Source organism: Actinocatenispora rupis, from assembly GCF_016861975.1.
Classification (GTDB): domain Bacteria; phylum Actinomycetota; class Actinomycetes; order Mycobacteriales; family Micromonosporaceae; genus Actinocatenispora; species Actinocatenispora rupis.
In genome coordinates, this window is record NZ_BOMB01000032.1 from 52579 (window position 1) to 69090 (window position 16512).

The 16512-nt window shown below is 73.3% G+C and carries 23 protein-coding genes; 13 read left to right on the top strand and 10 right to left on the bottom strand.

The features are described from left to right. The first annotated feature begins 1 nt into the window (after window position 1). The 8 genes from Aru02nite_RS27195 (at window position 2) to Aru02nite_RS27230 (ending at window position 3994) form a co-directional block, all read left to right on the top strand. Window positions 2–745 (top strand): GvpL/GvpF family gas vesicle protein, encoded by a 744-nt coding sequence (locus tag Aru02nite_RS27195; protein WP_203662415.1) that lies wholly within the window; start codon window positions 2–4, stop codon window positions 743–745. Window positions 746–749: 4 nt separating this feature from the next. Then, complete coding sequence (locus Aru02nite_RS27200; RefSeq protein WP_203662416.1) at window positions 750–986, top strand: gas vesicle protein GvpG; 237 nt, start codon at window positions 750–752, stop codon at window positions 984–986. Between the two features lie 3 nt (window positions 987–989). After that, the gene (gene gvpO, locus Aru02nite_RS27205; RefSeq protein WP_203662417.1) at window positions 990–1385 is read left to right on the top strand and encodes a gas vesicle protein GvpO; all 396 of its coding nucleotides are present in this window, start codon (window positions 990–992) and stop codon (window positions 1383–1385) included. After that, window positions 1382–1771 carry a gas vesicle protein gene (locus Aru02nite_RS27210; protein ID WP_203662418.1) on the top strand — a complete coding sequence of 130 codons (390 nt, stop codon included), beginning with the start codon at window positions 1382–1384 and terminating at the stop codon, window positions 1769–1771. The genes gvpO and Aru02nite_RS27210 overlap by 4 nt, the downstream gene beginning before the upstream one ends. Next, window positions 1768–2499, top strand: coding sequence for a GvpL/GvpF family gas vesicle protein (locus Aru02nite_RS27215; protein ID WP_203662419.1), 732 nt, complete (start codon window positions 1768–1770; stop codon window positions 2497–2499). Before Aru02nite_RS27210 ends, Aru02nite_RS27215 begins: the two co-directional genes overlap by 4 nt. Next, window positions 2496–2678: a gas vesicle protein gene (locus Aru02nite_RS27220; protein WP_203662420.1), complete on the top strand. Its 183-nt coding sequence runs from the start codon at window positions 2496–2498 to the stop codon at window positions 2676–2678. The genes Aru02nite_RS27215 and Aru02nite_RS27220 overlap by 4 nt, the downstream gene beginning before the upstream one ends. After that, entirely contained in the window at window positions 2668–2955 is a 288-nt protein-coding gene (locus Aru02nite_RS27225) for a gas vesicle protein K (RefSeq protein WP_203662421.1), read from the top strand. The genes Aru02nite_RS27220 and Aru02nite_RS27225 overlap by 11 nt, the downstream gene beginning before the upstream one ends. Before the next feature lie 586 nt (window positions 2956–3541). Next, a complete protein-coding gene (locus Aru02nite_RS27230) occupies window positions 3542–3994 on the top strand; it encodes a hypothetical protein (RefSeq protein WP_203662422.1) in 453 nt (150 codons plus the stop codon). An 18-nt stretch (window positions 3995–4012) separates the two neighbouring features. Here the strand turns inward: Aru02nite_RS27230 and Aru02nite_RS27235 are convergent, their stop codons facing one another. Genes Aru02nite_RS27235 through Aru02nite_RS27245 form a run of 3 tightly spaced genes read right to left on the bottom strand, consistent with a single transcriptional unit; the run spans window position 4013 to window position 5704 of the window. Further along, a complete protein-coding gene (locus Aru02nite_RS27235) occupies window positions 4013–4657 on the bottom strand; it encodes a DNA alkylation repair protein (RefSeq protein WP_239076986.1) in 645 nt (214 codons plus the stop codon). 25 nt (window positions 4658–4682) lie between these two features. Beyond that, window positions 4683–5339 carry an SRPBCC domain-containing protein gene (locus Aru02nite_RS27240; RefSeq protein ID WP_203662424.1) on the bottom strand — a complete coding sequence of 219 codons (657 nt, stop codon included), beginning with the start codon at window positions 5337–5339 and terminating at the stop codon, window positions 4683–4685. Then, window positions 5336–5704, bottom strand: a complete 369-nt coding sequence (locus tag Aru02nite_RS27245; RefSeq protein ID WP_203662425.1) for an ArsR/SmtB family transcription factor — start codon at window positions 5702–5704, stop codon at window positions 5336–5338. The genes Aru02nite_RS27240 and Aru02nite_RS27245 overlap by 4 nt, the downstream gene beginning before the upstream one ends. A 306-nt stretch (window positions 5705–6010) precedes the next feature. Here Aru02nite_RS27245 and Aru02nite_RS27250 point away from each other — a divergent pair, with 306 nt between their 5' ends. Further along, window positions 6011–6613 (top strand): hypothetical protein, encoded by a 603-nt coding sequence (locus Aru02nite_RS27250; protein ID WP_203662426.1) that lies wholly within the window; start codon window positions 6011–6013, stop codon window positions 6611–6613. Between the two features lie 200 nt (window positions 6614–6813). Here Aru02nite_RS27250 and Aru02nite_RS27255 read toward each other — a convergent pair whose 3' ends face one another. Next, window positions 6814–7524, bottom strand: coding sequence for a SigB/SigF/SigG family RNA polymerase sigma factor (locus Aru02nite_RS27255; RefSeq protein WP_203662427.1), 711 nt, complete (start codon window positions 7522–7524; stop codon window positions 6814–6816). A gap of 307 nt (window positions 7525–7831) precedes the next feature. After that, window positions 7832–9262, bottom strand: a complete 1431-nt coding sequence (locus tag Aru02nite_RS27260; RefSeq protein WP_203662428.1) for a hypothetical protein — start codon at window positions 9260–9262, stop codon at window positions 7832–7834. 187 nt (window positions 9263–9449) lie between these two features. Between Aru02nite_RS27260 and Aru02nite_RS27265 the strand changes: the two genes are divergently transcribed. After that, entirely contained in the window at window positions 9450–10202 is a 753-nt protein-coding gene (locus Aru02nite_RS27265; protein WP_203662429.1) for an alpha/beta fold hydrolase, read from the top strand. A gap of 16 nt (window positions 10203–10218) precedes the next feature. On the opposite strand, the gene Aru02nite_RS27270 is transcribed toward Aru02nite_RS27265, so the two are convergent. Next, window positions 10219–10728: a hypothetical protein gene (locus Aru02nite_RS27270; RefSeq protein ID WP_203662430.1), complete on the bottom strand. Its 510-nt coding sequence runs from the start codon at window positions 10726–10728 to the stop codon at window positions 10219–10221. Window positions 10729–10970: 242 nt separating this feature from the next. Here Aru02nite_RS27270 and Aru02nite_RS27275 point away from each other — a divergent pair, with 242 nt between their 5' ends. After that, window positions 10971–11342 (top strand): LLM class oxidoreductase, encoded by a 372-nt coding sequence (locus tag Aru02nite_RS27275; RefSeq protein ID WP_203662431.1) that lies wholly within the window; start codon window positions 10971–10973, stop codon window positions 11340–11342. Window positions 11343–11349: 7 nt separating this feature from the next. Here the strand turns inward: Aru02nite_RS27275 and Aru02nite_RS27280 are convergent, their stop codons facing one another. Together Aru02nite_RS27280 and Aru02nite_RS27285 are read right to left on the bottom strand one after the other, a co-directional pair. Further along, window positions 11350–11808: a hypothetical protein gene (locus Aru02nite_RS27280; RefSeq protein ID WP_203662432.1), complete on the bottom strand. Its 459-nt coding sequence runs from the start codon at window positions 11806–11808 to the stop codon at window positions 11350–11352. A 183-nt stretch (window positions 11809–11991) separates the two neighbouring features. Continuing rightward, window positions 11992–12984 (bottom strand): zinc-binding dehydrogenase, encoded by a 993-nt coding sequence (locus Aru02nite_RS27285; protein ID WP_203662433.1) that lies wholly within the window; start codon window positions 12982–12984, stop codon window positions 11992–11994. Between the two features lie 54 nt (window positions 12985–13038). On the opposite strand from Aru02nite_RS27285, the gene Aru02nite_RS27290 reads away from it, so the two are divergent. Further along, entirely contained in the window at window positions 13039–13833 is a 795-nt protein-coding gene (locus Aru02nite_RS27290) for a helix-turn-helix transcriptional regulator (protein ID WP_203662434.1), read from the top strand. Window positions 13834–14015: 182 nt separating this feature from the next. On the opposite strand, the gene Aru02nite_RS27295 is transcribed toward Aru02nite_RS27290, so the two are convergent. Beyond that, window positions 14016–14477 (bottom strand): GNAT family N-acetyltransferase, encoded by a 462-nt coding sequence (locus tag Aru02nite_RS27295; RefSeq protein WP_203662435.1) that lies wholly within the window; start codon window positions 14475–14477, stop codon window positions 14016–14018. A gap of 152 nt (window positions 14478–14629) precedes the next feature. On the opposite strand from Aru02nite_RS27295, the gene Aru02nite_RS27300 reads away from it, so the two are divergent. Further along, window positions 14630–15703 (top strand): cation diffusion facilitator family transporter, encoded by a 1074-nt coding sequence (locus tag Aru02nite_RS27300; RefSeq protein ID WP_203662436.1) that lies wholly within the window; start codon window positions 14630–14632, stop codon window positions 15701–15703. Window positions 15704–15737: 34 nt separating this feature from the next. Here the strand turns inward: Aru02nite_RS27300 and Aru02nite_RS27305 are convergent, their stop codons facing one another. Next, entirely contained in the window at window positions 15738–16511 is a 774-nt protein-coding gene (locus Aru02nite_RS27305) for a helix-turn-helix domain-containing protein (RefSeq protein ID WP_203662440.1), read from the bottom strand. Window position 16512: the final 1 nt, after the last annotated feature.

Sequence of the window (16512 nt, forward strand, 5' to 3'; positions counted from 1 at the left end):
CATGACCGACGCCGTGTACGTCTACGGCATCGTTTCCGCCGACACCGCACCACCGCGGGACCACGCGGGCATCGGCGATCCGCCGGCGAAGGTGCAGACCCTGAAGTCCGGCGACGTCGCCGCGCTGGTCAGCCCGATCGACGCGCGGACACCGTTGGGGCGCAAGGAGGATCTGCTCGCGCACCAGCGGCTGCTCGACGCCGTCGCGGCGGACGGGCCGGTGCTGCCCCTCACGTTCGGGGCCGCGCTGACCGACCCGGACGCCGTGGTGGGCGAGCTGCTCGAACCGAACCGCGACGACTTCGTACGGGCCCTGGACGAGCTGCGCGGCCGCGCCGAGTACATGGTGACGGCCCGGTACGTGCAGGAGGCGGTGCTCGGCGAGGTCCTGGACGAGCACCCGGAGCTGGCCGAACTGCGCGACTCGATCGCCGGGCGCCCCGAGGAACTCACGCACCAGGACCGGATCCGCCTCGGCGAGGGCATCAACGCCGCCGTGTCCGCCAAGCGCGAGCACGACACCCGCGCCCTTGCCGATGTGGTACGCCCGCACGTGGTGCAGGCGGTGGTCCGCGAGCCGGCGCACGAGCTGGACGCGGCGCGCATCGCCGTACTGGCCGAGGTGGACGCGGAGGAGAAGCTGACCGGCAGCCTCGCGCAGGTGGCGCGGGACTGGCACGGCCGGGCCGAGATCCGGGTGCGCGGGCCGCTCGCCCCGTACGACTTCGTGACGACGGTCCGGTGACGTCATGGGACTCGTCACGGGACTGCTCACCCTGCCGATCGCGCCGGTCCGCGCCGTGGTGTGGCTCGGCGAGGTGGTCCAGGCGCAGGTCGACACGCAGACCCGCGACCCGGCCGCGATGCGCCGGCAGGTCGAGGAGATCGAGGAGCGCGAGCGTGCCGGCGAGCTGTCGCCGGAGGACGCCCGCCAGCAGGAACAGGCCGTACTCGACCGCGCGGTCGTGCCGGCCGAGGAGGACTGACCGATGGCCACCAGGCAGCGCGACACCGATCGCCACGAGACGCGCGATCGACCGCGCGACACCGACCGCCACGACCGGCAGCGGCGCGAGGACGACCGGGCCGAGGAACGTCCGCGTCGGCGTACCGGACGGGTGTCGGCGACCGGCGCGAGCAGGGCCGCCGTCAAGCATGTCGGCGAGCTGATCGCACGCGACGTCGTCGGTGTCGTCTCCGTACGTCGCGGCGACGAGGACGGCTGGGTCGTCGGCGTGGAGGCGGTCGAGGACCGGCACGTCCCGTCGTCCGCGGACATCCTCGCCATCTACGAGCTGGAACTCGACGACCGCGGTGATCTCCGCTCGTACCAGCGGGTGCGCCGCTACACGCGCGGCAGTACCGGCGGACAGGAGCGGACATGACGACGTCACTGCAGGCCACCGGCGGCGACCTGTACGGCGCGGGCAGCCAGCGGGAGCCCGCGAACCTGGGCGACATCCTGGAACGGGTGCTGGACAAGGGACTCGTGATCGCCGGTGACATCCGCGTCAACCTGCTCGACATCGAGCTGCTCACCATCAAGCTGCGGCTGGTGGTCGCGTCCCTGGAGACCGCGCGGGAGGTCGGGATCGACTGGTGGGTCAGGGATCCGTGGCTGCGCGGCACCGAGGACACCGAGCGGCTGGAAGCGTCCGACCACAAACAGCTGGCCGCGGAGAACGAACGGCTGCGCCGGCGGATCGGCGAACTGACCGCCCGCCAGCCCGACGACGCGCACGCCGGCGACGACGGGAGCGACGACCGATGAGCGCCGTCTGGGTGTACGCGGTGACCGACCGGGACGCGCCGCTCGACGTGCCCGGCGTACGCGACGAGCCGGTCCGGGCGGTGCGGCACGGCACGCTGACCGCCGCGGTCAGCTCCGTACCGCTGGACGAGTTCGGCCGGGAACCGTTGCACCGCAACCTGTCCGACCTGGCGTGGCTGGAACCTGTCGCCCGCGCGCACCACGCCGTCGTCACCCGCGTCGCCGAACGGGGCCCCGTCGTACCGTTGCGGCTGGCGAGCGTGTACCGCGACGACGCGGGGGTCGCCGCGCTGCTCGCCGAACGCGCCGACGACCTGACCACCGCGCTGGGCCGCGTCACCGGATGCACCGAGTGGGGCGTGAAGGCGTACGCGCCGCCGGCGCCACCGCCGGCCGAGGTCGCCACCGAGGGCAGCCCCGGCGCGCGCTACCTGGCGCAGCGCCGCGCCGAACGTACCGCGCGGGAACGGGTCCGGCACTCGGCCGTGGACCTCGCCGACCGGGTCGACCGGACGCTGCGCCCGCTGGCCACCGCGTACCGGCGGCACGACGACCGGCAGGCGTGGCCGGCGGAGTCCGCCGCACCGGTGCTGACCGCCTCGTACCTGGTGGCGGACGACCGGCGGGCCGCGTTCACCGACGCCGTCGCCGGGCTCGCCGCCACCGACCGGGTCGACCTCACCGGCCCGTGGCCGCCGTACTCCTTCGCCGGGCTGGACGAGACATGACCGGCGCCGTCGTACGCGCCGACCGGGTGTCGCTGGTCGACCTGCTCGACCGGGTACTCGCCCGCGGCGTCGTCCTCACCGGTGACGTGACGCTGAGCATCGCCGACGTCGACCTGGTCCGCGTCTCCCTCAACGCGCTGCTCACCTCGGTCCGGGCGGAGTTCGCCGATGACCGGTGACCAGCGGCTCGCGCTCGACCCGGAGACCGCCGACCACGACCTCGCCGCGCTCGTCCTCACCGTGGTGGAACTCCTGCGCCAGCTCATGGAACGCCAGGCGCTGCGCCGGGTCGACGAGGGCGACCTCACCGACGAGCAGGTCGAGAAGATCGGCCTGACCCTGATGACCCTCGACCGGCGGATGACCGAGCTGCGCGACCACTTCGGCCTGTCCCCCGAGGACCTCAACCTGGACCTCGGCCCGCTCGGTACCCTGGTCGACCCGCCCCGTACGTGATCCGCCGGGCACCGAAGGGTCCGGTACGACGCGCACCGGAAGACCGGTGCAGCGCAACGGAAACCGCCCACCTATGTCCATAGTGGACAGATCGGTGTTCCCGGCGTGCGCGAGACTGGCGCTACGCCGGAAACACCGGCCGTGGCGGGCGTACCCGCGCACATCGCCCGCGCCGTCGGCGTTTCCGGCCGATTCGGCGCTGTCCGGTCGGTTCACCGTGCCGTTCGGCAGCCCGCGGTTCACCCTGCCGATCGGGTTGGTGGCGGGCGGCGCGGGTCTCGTCGCCTGGCCGGAACCGGTGCCGGGGCTGCGGCCGGCGTTGCTGGTCTTCTGGCTGGGCGCCGCGGTCGGCGAGACGACCGTCCGGTACGCGACCTCCCGGCCGAACGTGGACCCGTCCCCCTCAGGCAGCAGGGAATTGACCGCCCGAAGGAGTGACGGGCTCCTCCGAGGGTATGCGAGAGCGCTGCCACCGGTTCGGTTGCGGAGTCACGTCCCCCGAGCAGACGACACGACGTGTCTCTTGGTACTCGTGGCGCCACGTTCGTCGGGTGACGTCACCGCCGTGCCGAGGAGGGAGGTTCACGTGATCGGCCTCGACCTGTTGGTACGAACGGGAATCTGGCCCGACGAGGACGGCCGCGCCGAAGCGGTGATCCTCGTGGAGGACGCGTCCCGGGTGCGGATCACGTGTCTCGCGGGCGAATCGATCAGCATGTTCGTCTCGGCCTTGCTCGCGGCCGGCATGGACCTCGTCCTCGACCTGTTCCACCCGGACCTGCCGGAACTGCCGGGCTGGACGGTGACGATCACCGACACCGCCCTGGCCATCCGCTGGCCGACCGAGGGCCACCTCGTCGACGCCCCGGTACAGGTGAGCGACCGGTGGCGCCGCACCGTGGCCACGAACGGGCACGTGACGCTGCTGGGCGGTACCGGACTGGGGCTCACCGACGGCGAGGACCTCCCGCGACCGGTCGCCGCGTACCACAACGGCACGCTGGCGGGCGGCGTCGCGTCGGTGTCGGAGCAGCCCTGACCCCCGTGGCCGTCGTCCTCACAGATCCTGACGACGTACCACTTCGGCGATCCACACGGGCACGAACGGAGACGTACAGCCGGGCGGGGTCGGATGGTCCTTGAGCACCCCCAGGCGCTCACCGATGTCGACCGCACGCGCGCGGTACGCACGATGCACGATCCCGATCTGGCCCAGGCACTCGTTCATCGCCCACTGCAGGCGATCCGGCGCGTCCTTCAGCTGCGCGTCGATGATGTCGAGCAGCGCAGCCATGTCGAGTCCGGCCGGCTTCTTTCGTACCCGTTCGGTGGTCAGCGCCCAGCCCGCGCTGGCGATGACCGGGTCCGGATCGGTGAGCCAACGCTGCCGCAACTCCTCGGCGTACGGGTTCTTCGCGACCACGTACGTCACGAGCCAGTCGTGCACCTTGGGTGTCCGAGCCTGCCGCAGCATGGCGTCCAACTCGTCGCGTTCGAAGGCTCTCGGGCGGCACACCAGGGTCGCCAGCAGCATCGCGGCCGCGTCTCCCGTCGCCCATAGCTCGCGCGCGAGGTCCTGCTGCGTCCTGACACGCTTCGCGACGGCGCGCAGCCGCCCCAGATTCACCCCGTGCTCGTCGCCGCGCTTCTCGTTGACCGCGCGGATCTTCGGGTCCTCCAGCGCGGCCAGTTCGGCCAGCACCTCCGCCGTTCCCGTACCGGTCATCTCAGCCCGCAGCCGACTGGCCGAGGTAGAAGGCGGTGGTGCGGTTCGCGGCTGCGGTGGCGTCCGCCTCCGGCGTACCGGCACGCACGGACGCCTCGGCCCACCGTGCGCTCGCGGCACGAATGAAGCGCTGCGCCGGCTCTCCCTGGGCGAACGACTCGGCATCGGCCGGACGGTCCTGTCCGGCGACCAGGTGCAGCGACAGGCCCAGCAGCGCAAGGTCCCAGCCCACCCCGGTCGCGCCCGGCCCGAACTGCGCCCAGAAGTCCGAGTCGGCGTCGCCGGTGTGGTCGTGCTCGATGGTGAGCCGTGCCCGGTCGCCGTCCGCGGCGACGCGCACGGTCAGCTGACTGCTGTCCCCGCCGAACTCCCAGGTCACGGTGAAGGACTTCGGTGCGTCGCAGGCAACCACCGTGCCGGAGGCGTTGCCCTCGACCTGGTAGTGACCACCGAGACGGAGGTCGCCGCTCACCGGCGCGAACCAGCGCGCGAGCCGGTCGGCCCGGGTACAGGCGTGCCAGAGGTCGTCGACCGTCGTCGGATAGACCTGACTGAGCGTCTGTACCGTGCGCTGACGTGCCCCGTCTCGCTCCACGTCGAGGTCACGGCGGACGCCGTCGGCCTGCGCGGCGATGATGCGGTCGGATTCCTCGGTCACGGGTGCTCCTCGTCGTCGTTCGGTGCCGTGGTCTTGGCTTCGCGTCGTGTCTTCTTGCCGCGAGCGATCTCGGTGGCGAGCGCGTCCAGGCGCGGCGCCCAGAACCGTCGGAACGGATCCAGCCACTCGTCGACCTCGCGCAACGGTGCGGTTTCCAGTGAGTACAGCCGGCGCGTGCCGTCGGCCCGCACCCGCACGAATCCTGCTTCCCGTAACACTTTCAGGTGTTGGGAGACGGCCGGTTGAGTGATGCCGAAGTGTGCACCGACGTTCTGGACGACGTCGCCGGCCGGCATCTCGCCGGCGGTGAGCAGGACGAGGATGCGTCTTCGGACCGGATCACCAAGGATGTCGAACGCGTGCACCACCGTAGAATAAGCCAAGCTTGATATAAGTCAAGCGTGATAGTCAAGTCGAACGACGCGTACCGGGGCTCAATGTCGAGGTCGGCCGAGGCCGGTGGGGCGTGCTGGATGCCAGCTGTAGCCCCACTTCCGCCACGCGCAGTGGGAACCCCGCGCTCCGCGACTGCCCCTGCCGATCACGACGCGGCAGTACCCGCCCGGACCGGACACACCGACCGCGGTTCGGCCGAGAGTGACGATTGTCGTCGTAACACCATGATCACGGACTCTTGTCGCGCCGCACCGCCGGCTGTCACCCTCAGCGCCGTGAAACGTGCCCTGATCGCCACCGTCCTGACCGCGTCCACCGTCACGCTGGCCACGGCCTGCTCCAGCCACGACACCGGAGCCAGCCGGCAGTCCCCGCCCACCCGGCCCGCCACCACGTCCCCGACCCCCACGGCCACGGCGTCGGGCGGGCCCGACGCTCCGCTGATGTACCGGGACGCACCGATCAACCTGGGCAGCGCCACATCGGAGAGCTGCACCAAGCAGTACGTGTACTTCGGAACGTCCTACGCGAAGCCGTACGTCAGCACGGACATGCCACAGCCGGGCGACTCCCCCATGCTCTTCCGCAGCTGCCCGGGCGGCGGAGGGAACGTCTCCTTCGCGGCGGACGGCCCCCGTTACGGGTACCGGGCGTCCGGTGTCCGCGACCAGCGTGGCTGCGTCAAGCTGGCGAAGGCGGCCCGCGCGCAGCTTGCCGAGATCCCGTTGTCCGACCTGTCGCCTGGTCAGCAGTTCTGTGTCCTGAGCCTGTACGACGGCGGCGACGCCGTGGACGTGGACCTCGTGACCGTGCAACGGGTGTCACCGGCCGCCGGCACTCTGACGCTCGCCGTCACCGGATGGGGCGACGACCTCTGAGCGGTGCGATGACGTACCAACGGATGGGGCCGGCCCCGGTGTCGGTCGGTCCTGTTCGGGCGACACGACACCGACCGTGCGCTGCCGGCCGTTCCGGAGAACGCGCTCGCCCCGGGCGCCCGTTACCCGGGTCCACGAGGCGAACGCGGCGCCGCCCGCCGAGAACAGCCGCAGACATCGCCAGCAGAGCCGAGCGACGCTCAGGCGACTGTCGAATGTGGACGCTCGTGGCAGACCTCGACGTGGTCGCACTCGCCGTCGATCCACGCCCGCAACCCGTCCAGCGTACGGCTGATCAGCCGCGACACGTGCATCTGGGACAGCCCGATCCGCTCGGCGATCTGCGTCTGCGTGAGGTCGTCGAAGAACCGCATCGCCAGGACGCGACGCTCCCGTTCCGGCAGCTGGTCCAGCGCCGGCCGCAGCGACACGCGGTCGGCGGTCCACTCGACCTGCTCATCGTTGTCGCCCAACAGATCCCCGACCTCGCAGCCCTGCCCGTCCTGCCGCGCCGGCGCGTTCAACGACGACGCCGAGTACGCACGGTCGGCGCCGACCGCGGCCGTCACGGACGCCCGGTCCACGTCGAGTTCCGCCGCGACCTCGGCACTGCTCGGGTCGTGTCCCTTCTGCTGCACCAGCTCGTCTGCCGTCTGGTGCACCCGGCGGCGCAGGTCCTGCAGATCCCGCGGGACGCGTACATCCCAGCACTGGTCCCGGAAGTAGCGCTTCAGCTCACCCAGGATGGTAGGCACCGCGTAGCCGAGGAAGCCGCCGAGCTCGGGGTCGAAGCCGTCGACCGCCTTGACCAGCCCGACGCGCGCCACCTGCTGCAGATCCTCCAACGACTCGCCCCGCGACGCGTACCGCCGCGCGAGCCGGTCCGCCAACGGGACGAACCCTTCGATCACCTTGCCCCGCAACCATTCCCGCCGGGGACTGTCAGCCGGGAGACTCGCGAGGCGCCGTAGCATCCGCTCGTAGAAACGGACATGGTCGTCACGCATCCAGTACACCCCCCGGGTTGACCCGCGCCCGGCGGACACGCCACGGCGCATCGGATCGCTCTGTCGTCCAGGTACCCGACGGCCTGGTTCGGCAAACGTCGACGGTCGCCGGGCCGGTGCGAACCCGGTCACTCCGTACCGCAGGGCGAAAACCACGGCGGCACGGTGAATCGTCGACCGCCCTGACGGCGACGGGGTGGTGCCGTCGGATTCAGTCGGTGCTCTCGCGGGTCCAGGTGATACCGGGCCAGCGCGCGATCTCGTCGGCCAGGTCGGCGAGCACGATCGGGCGCGCCGGCCCGTACGCGGACGGGATCCGGCGCAGCGCCGGCGTGAGCCGGGCCAGGCTGGCGAAGTCCACCGGATACCGGCCCGGTCGTACGGCGAGCAACCGTCCCCTGCGCCGCGCCCGGGCCGCCAGGTCGCGCCAGGTGTCGGCGTCCGCCAACCCCGCGGACCGTACGCCGTGGGAGAACAGCGTGACGTCGATGTCGTCGTACGGCTCGGTGGCGTCCAGGTAGCGGGCGAGCGCCGCGGCCGAGTCCTCGACCCCGAACACGGTCCAGAACGGGGCGGCGCCGATCCGGTTGGCCTGCACCGGATCGAGCATGATGAACGACTCGACCAGCAGCCGGTTCCCGTCGTGCCGGCGGCGGAACAGTTCGGCGACCACCGGGCTGAGCGCCTCCGGCTCGTCGAGCCGCATCCGGTACACGGGGTGCCCGGTCTCGGCCGCGAGGTCGAGTACCTCGGGGGTCAGCCCGTCGTCGTAGCCCCACTCGGCCTCCGGTGCCGTCGTGTCCGGCTCGGGTGCCGGCAGCGGCCCGGGTTCGGCGCCCTCGGCCGCCCGGAAGTCGTCCAGTTCCAGCGATCCACGTCGGTACTCGGCCGGCGTCAGCCCACCGCGGGCGCCGGTCTGGAACACGTGCCGGTCGGCGACGGTGGTCACCGGCCACCGCGACGTGTCGTCCACCAGGACGATCGGCGCGCCGGGCGCGAGTTGCCCGCGCAGGAACTCCCGGTACGCGTGGCCGAGCCGGCGCCGCTTCATCCGGAAGTACGCCATCGTGGCGACCATCAGCCGGTCCTGGTTGCCGTCGTGCATGTGATGCAGCGCCAGGTCCGGGTTGCGCGCCAGCAGCGGCGGCGCCACCCGCCGCCCGAAGGTCATGGCGGCGTCCGGCCGGTCGGGGTCGTTTCCCGCCCACCGCACCGGTACCAGCAGCGTCTGCGGCAGCCACGGCGCCCCCAGCGCGGTGCACAGGTGCGTGAGCGCACCGTTCGAGGAACCCAGGAACACCACCGGGTACGGCCCGCCCGAACGGTAGTGGCCGACGATCCACCGGGCGACGTCCTCGCCGTCGATGTCCCCGAGCCGTTCCGGCGGTACGCCTTCGCGGGCGCCGGCCGCGGTGTACACGGCGCGGCGCAGCCGTTCCGGCAGCAGCATCGTCGCCCGGGCTCCCAGCCCGGCTCCCACGCCCTGGCCGAGCCGGGCGAAGTCCTCGCCGCGCAGCCCGCGCGCCGTCGCCCGCAGGAACGCCGACGCCGAGTCGAACGCCGCCACGGCACGTTCCGGTGGCATGTGGCGGGGATCCGAGCGGCGGGGCGGCGTCGGCAGTCGCGTGTCGTCGCGGGTCACCATCGGCTCCCTCCCGTCGCCGCACACCGACGCGGCCCGGCGCGCGGCCGGGCCGACGTCCCCTGATACCGGCGAACCAGCCCCCGTCGCGTTGCTACCCCTCGGCAATACCGCCAAACCTCCGTTTCGCCGCGGAATGGCGCAGCACGCAGGTGTCACGGTGCGGCCCGATGGGTAGGCACGTCGCATGCTGACCGAACACCACGACGGCCCGTACGGGCGGATGCGCAGCCGCGCCGTCGGCGACCGCGTCCCAGGCGTGCCGCAGGTCGTACTGGTCCAGGGCCTCGGTGTGTCGGACTACCTGCTGCCCGCGCTGCGGGCGCTCGCCGGCTGGACCCGCGCGTACCTGGTGGAGTTGCCGGGGCTGTGCGGCAGCGGCGAGCCGCCCCACGAACTCGACCTGCCCGGGTACGCCGCGGCCGTCGCCGACTGGGTGACCGCGCGCGGCGAACCGGTCGTACTGGCGGGGCATTCGGCCGGCTGTCAGGTCGCGGCACGGGCCGCGGTGGGCCACCCGCTGGTGGCGGGTGTCGTCCTCGCCAGCCCCACCGTCGATCCGGACGCGCGGAGCCTGCTGCGGCTGGCGCGGCGCTGGCGGCGTGACGGCTCCCGCGAACCGGGCGGACTCACCCGCTCGCATCTGCCCGAATGGTGGCGTGCCGGCCCGCACCGGCTGCTGCGCCTGGTCCAGCTGTGCATCGCCGACGACATCGCCGAGTCCGTCCGGGCGATCGACGTCCCGCTGCTCGGCCTGTACGGGCGCGATGACGCGATCAGCGACGAGCAGTGGGTACGCGACCTGGTCCAGCTCGCGCCACACTCGCGGCTGGTACTCGTACCCGGGGCGCACACGTTCGTCTGGTCGCATCCGGACGCCTGGTGCGCGCCGGTCCGCGACTTCGCGACCGGCCTGGCGGCGCAACCGACGGCGCCGTAGCGCGCGCCGCGCCCGGTCACGCGATCTCGTACCGGGTGCCCAGGTCGTCGGCGCCGTCCGGTACGGCCCGCACCACGTTGGCCCGGGTCAGCGCCGCGAGGATCCGGCGGGTCCGGTCCTCCGACCGGTCGGCGGCCGCGGCCACCCGCGCCAGGAACGTGTCCTCGTCGTGCACCAGCAGGTCGGCGACCGACTGGTACACGCGGGTCTGCTCGGCGTCGAGTGCCACCCCCGCCTCGGTGTGGCGTACCTCGGGAGCCGGCACCGCGGGCGAACCGACCGGCTCGCCGGCTCCGGTGTCGTGTTCGGTGTGCTGCAACGGTCGTGGCCGCTCACCCAGCTGCCGCTTGCCGCGGTGCACGGCGTCGAGCTTCTCGTCGTGCCGCGCCGAGGCCGACACGTGGTGGCGTTGCTTGGACGACCCGGTCGTCGCCTGCGTACCGCCCGGCTCCCGCCCGACCGCGCGGGCCCGGCGCGCACGGCCCCGGCGTTCCTGTTCGTCACCCTCGATCTTCTTGCGTACCACCGTGCTCCTCCTCCCGTGCAACGGCTGTTCGTCGGGCATACCCGCGGACGGCGCCGACATGCGCCCGGATCCGTACGGCCGCGGCCGTTTGGCCGCGCCCTCCCGCGGAACAGCACGGCGAACGGCCCGCCGCGGTCCACGACGGGCGACGCCGAGGGAGGTCCGATGGTCCCGGTACGGCAGCGCCTGCGATCCGTCGCCGACACGTACCGCGCCGGCAGCCGGTCGCCGGCTACGCCACCGTGATCGGCACGTACGGCGGGATCGTCGGCGCGGCGAGTCTGCTGGCGCGGCTGCTGAAGCGGCGGCCACCGCGGGCGATCGATCGGGCGCGCGCACAGTTCCGCTGGTTCGCCGGCGGCTGGAAGGTCAACGCCGAACTGCCCGGCACCGCCGCGTTCGCCGCCGCGACCCGGTTCGTACGGCGCGAGGACGTCGCCGACAACATCCCGTGCGGCCCGCGGGTGCGGCCGATCGTCGACGCGGTCCGGGAGTACCGCGGGGCGGGGTTCACCGACGTCGCCGTCTGCCAGATCGGCGACCGTACGCAGCGCGAGTTCCTGCGGTTCGCCGACGACACGCTGCTGCCGGCGCTCAAGGAGTCCATGGCCTGACGCGAGGTCACCAGGCGGGGCGGGGGTCGCGGAGGTGTTCGGGGGTCTGCTCGGGCAGCTGGCGCCCCCGGTCGGTACGCAGCAGCAGGCCCGGGTCCGGCGGGTACCGCTCGTCGGGCGGTGCCGGCCGGTGGAACCGCCGCGTGCCCGGCAGTTCGACCTCGACGAGTTTCCCGTCGTGCAGCATCCACAGCCCGAAGCAGTCGTCCTCCTCGTCGTGGATGAGCACCTGCACGCTCTCCGGGTACGGCCACGGCAACGACTCCAGGAACCGCAGCAGCCCGGTCCGCGGCCGCATCCGTTCGAACTGTGTCGCCCAGCCGCAGCCGAACGACCCGGCGCCCCACTGGCCGGCGATGGGCTCGAACCGGCCCCGCCACGCGCGCGTGTCGTCCTCCCTGGTGAGCGGCTCCATCACCTCCTCGGCGTAGTGCGCCAGCACGACGACCTCCGCGAATCTGCTCATTGCGCAGGTGTTACCGGTCGCACCGGGTTCCGGCAACCCCGCCACGCCGTGGTTGTCGTAGCGCTTCTGTACCTCCAGCCTTTGCGGGGTGCAGCTCGCCGAGCCCCGTGCCGGCGACCGGATGCCGCGAGCCGCCCAGGCCACCGCCGCGGCCCCGACCCGCTGCGCCGACCGCGTCGACGGTCACGGCACCACGACCACCTTGCCGACCGCCCCGTCGTCCTCCATGTACCGGTGGGCGGCGGCGATGTCGTCGAGCGCGAAGACCCGGTCGAGGTTGGGCCGGCACACCCCGGACTCGACGAGGCGGACGACCCGCCGCAACGCGTCCACGGCGCCCGCCAGGTCACCGCTGTGGAACGCGGTCAGCCGGGTACCGGACGGGATCATCGCCACCGGTTGGAAGTCCGCGATCGACCAGCCGCTCAGCGATCCGGCCACGCACACCGTCCCGCCGCGCCGGACCAGGCCCAGCGAGTCCACCGCCGTCCGCGCCCCGACCAGGTCCAGGACGTGGTCGGGGCCCCCGGGCCACACCTCGCGTACCGGGCCGGCGAGCGGACCGCCGTCGTCGACGAGTACGTGGTCGACACCGACGGCGGTCAGCGCGTCGGCGCGGGCCGGCCGCCGGGTCGTGGCCGCGGTCTCCACGCCGTACGCGGCGGCGAGCGACGCGGCGGCCATCCCGACCGAGGACGTACCGCCGCGGATGAGCAGCCGCCCCGGACCGGGCCCGACACCCAGCGCGTCGAGTGCGCCCTGCGCGGTCAGGTAGCTCTCCGGCAGCGCGGCGAACACCTCCCACGACAGCGCGGTACGGACCGGCATCAGCACCGCGTTCGGCAGCAGCGCGTACTCCGCGTACCCGCCGTCGTACTCGCGGCCCATATCGCCCATCACCGCCGCAACGGTCGCGCCCTCCGGTACCGCGGGGTCGGTGGAGGCCACGACGACGCCGACGCACTCGATGCCGAGTACCCGGGGGAACCGGACGTTCGGCGAGTGGCCCTGGCGGGTGCGCAGTTCGGACCGGTTCAGGCCGGCGGCATGTATCCGGACGAGGCTCCAGCCCGCCCGTACCGGGGGCACCGGGACCTCGCGGATCTCCAGTACTTCCGGGCCGCCCGGCCCGGTGCACACCGCCGCCCGCATCGTTCGCGTGTCGTTCGTGCTCATGCGGCCACGATCACCGGCCCGGGGCGCGGCCGGCCACCGGTAGAATGCCAGGTCATGCCCATCGGCCGCCAACCTGCCGCGTCCCGCCTGTGGCCGTCCGGCGGCGTGCACGTGTGGCCGTCCGGCCAGGCCAGCGCCCTGCACTCGCACCGCCGCGGCCACCTCGTGTACGCGGCACGCGGCGTCCTGTCGCTGCGTACCGAGCGGGGCACGTCGATCGTGCCGGCCAACCGCGTCGCGTGGATCCCGGCGGGTTTCGGCCACCGGCACCGCGCGTACGGCCACACCGACATGCGGATCGTCTTCCTCGCGGCGCCGGCGGCCCGGCTGCTGCCGGCGCGTCCCGTCGTGTTCACCGCCTCGGACCTGGCCCGCGAACTGCTGCTCACGCTCACCGGCGCGCCGCACGACGACCCCGACGCGCCCGGCCACGACAGCGCCGCGAGCGCCCGCCTCCGCCGCGTCCTCGTCGACCAGCTCCGCGAGGCGTCCGAGCAGCCCCTGCACCTGCCGGAACCGCGCGACGACCGGCTCCGCGCCCTCGCCCGCCTCCTCTACGCCGACCCCGGCGACACCCGCCCGCTCGCCGACCTCGGCCGTACGGTCGGCAGCAGTTCCCGTACGCTCAGCCGGCTGCTGCGCGACGAGCTCGGCATGACCTTCTACGAGTGGCGTACCCAGGTGCGCATCCACCACGCGCTCGTCCTGCTCGCCGAGGGCCACGACACCACCCGGGTCGCGCACGCCTGCGGCTGGGCCAACCCGAGCGGCTTCATCACCGCCTTCACCGGCGTCGTCGGCACCACCCCGGGCCGGTACCGCACCGCCGGCCGCACGGCTCGGCCGTAGCAGTACCGGTGGAGGTCGGCGACGGAGCCGGGGCGGGTCGGGAACGCCTCCGCTGCGCGATCTCCGCTTCCCGTGGCGGCCGGCTGCCGGAGTTGCCGTCCTGTCGACCGCCGCGTCCCACCAGGTCCGTCCGCCGTCGAGCCCGGGCCGTGTCCGGCGCCCGGGCTGCCGGGCCCACCGGCTCAGCGCGGCGCGTACGCCACGCGGTCGAACGGCCAGGCGCGGGCCAGCCAGTCGCTGACCACCCGGTACACCTCGGCGTCGAGGGCGGCGCGGTCGGCGCGGACCCAGGACCGTACGTCGATCACGCCGGGGTCGCGGCGCGAGCCGTAGATGTAGACGCAGCCGACGACGTCGCCGTCCGGCACCGACAGCACCGTGTACGTGAAGCCGATGCGCCGGGCGAAGTCCGCCGCGTGCCGTTCCAGGTCGTCGCGGTTGGCGGCCAGGCTCATGCCGTCCGGCGGCGGCCAGGACCCGCCGAATCCGGGCGTGGCGCGGATGTGGTCGATGCTGCCGGTCCACGCGGCATGGTCGGCCGCGTTGTGCTGCGGGCCGAGCGGTTCCAGCCGGAACGTCGCGGCCACCGGCGGCTCCGGTACGACGAAGTCGGGCGCCACCAGGGGCTGCTCGGGTGAGGTCACGGCCGGAGACTATCCGCGGCCGGCCGCGCCCGCGCGCGGGCAACCGCCTGCACGGGGTGCGTTGTTGCTGGTCGGTGGCATCTGCGGCGTTGTCGCATCCGTGGTCGCACCCCTACGGTGGGTGCGTTCGCGCCCCGTCGGATCGGAGCCGTATGTCCAGCGAGCACCACCATCCGCACGACCACGACCATCCGCACGAGCAGCACCATCCGCACGAGCACGCGCACCGGCACGGCCACGGGTGGTGGCACCGGCTGCGCCACCTGGTCACGCCGCACTCGCACGACTCGGCCGACAAGGTCGACGACGCGATGCGGGCCAGCCGCGCCGGGATGCGCGCGCTATGGATCTCGCTGGCCGGGCTCGGCGCCACCGCCGTACTCCAGGCCGTCGTGGTGGTCGCCTCCGGTTCGGTGGCGCTGCTGGGCGACACGCTGCACAACCTGGCCGACGCGCTGACCGCGGTACCGCTCGGTCTGGCGTTCGTGGTCGGCCGCCGCGCCGCGAACCGCCGCTACACCTACGGGTACGGCCGGGCCGAGGACCTGGCGGGCGTCGTCATCGTCGTGGTGATCGCCGCTTCCGCCGTGCTCGCCGCGTACGAGGCGGTGGAGCGGCTGCTGCACCCCGCGCCGGTACGCAACGTGTGGGCGGTGGCGGTCGCCGCGCTGATCGGCTTCGCCGGCAACGAACTCGTGGCCCGCTACCGCATCGCCGTCGGCCGCCGGATCGGATCCGCCGCGCTGGTCGCCGACGGCCTGCACGCCCGCACCGACGGCTACACCTCGCTCGCCGTACTGCTCGGTGCCGGTGGCGTCGCGATCGGTTGGGGCTGGGCGGATCCGGTCGTCGGCCTGGCCATCACGGTCGCGATCGCGTTCGTGCTGAAGGACGCCGCGCGCGAGATCTGGCGGCGCCTGATGGACGCGGTCGACCCCGCGCTGGTCGACACCGCCGAGCACGCCCTGGCCACGACCCCGGGCGTACGCCGGGTCGGGATGCTGCGGTTGCGCTGGATCGGCCACACCCTGCACGCCGAGACCGACCTGTCCGTCGACGCCACCCTGTCCGTACTCGACGCGCACGCGATCGCGGTGGACGCCGAACACCGGCTGCTGCACGCCGTACCGCGGCTGGCCGGGGCGACCGTCCACACCGACCCGGCGACCGGCGACGACCCGCACCGTCCGCTGGCCCACCACCACGCCGCCGCCCACCCCGGCTGACCGCCGGCCTTCGTACGGGCCGGAAACGCCGCGCCTATCGGGGGGCGACGCGCCGGAGCCTGGTCCACCCGGACCAGCCCCTCTCGGCCAGCAGCTCGATCAGCCGGCGCCCCGGCGGCACCGTCTCGTACGCCAGCGCATCCATCAGGGCGGCCATCGTGGACCCCACGTCCACGTCGTCGACGTACTCGTCGCCCTTCTCGGCGGCGAGGCGGGTGAGGTAGCCGGCGAGCTCGTCGGCCAGCTCCACCAGCCGGGTGTCGTCCGGCGCCGCGTCGAGGGCGTGCCCCAGGGTGCGGAAGAACGCGACGAGCTGCCGGTCCGCCAGCTGCTCCCGCTTGCGCGACAACCACTCCGGTACCCGGTGCGGCGAGTGCGCGGCGAGCAGGATCCAGCCGTCGCGTTCGGCCCGGACGATGCGTTCGTCGATGCCGAGCGCGCGCAGCCGGTCGAGGTGGTCGACCACGTCCGGCGGCAGTACCAGGCGGTCACCGGCGGCGAGCCGGGCGATCCGCTCCCGGTGCCGTTGCAGCCGGCCGATCTCGGCGCGCAGCCGGTCGTCGATGTCGGCGACCGCCGCGGCGAACTCCGCCCCGTCGGACCGCAGCAGCTCCCGTACCCGCGCGAGCGGCACCCCGGCGTCGGCGAGCGTACGGATCCGGACCAGCTCGATCACCGCGCCCGCGTCGTACCGGCGGTATCCGGAGCTGTCGCGTTCCGGCTCCGGCAGCAGCCCCCGGGCGTGGTAGTGCCGCACCGCGCGCACCGTCACCCCCGCGTACGACGCCAGCTCGCCGATGGTCAGCACG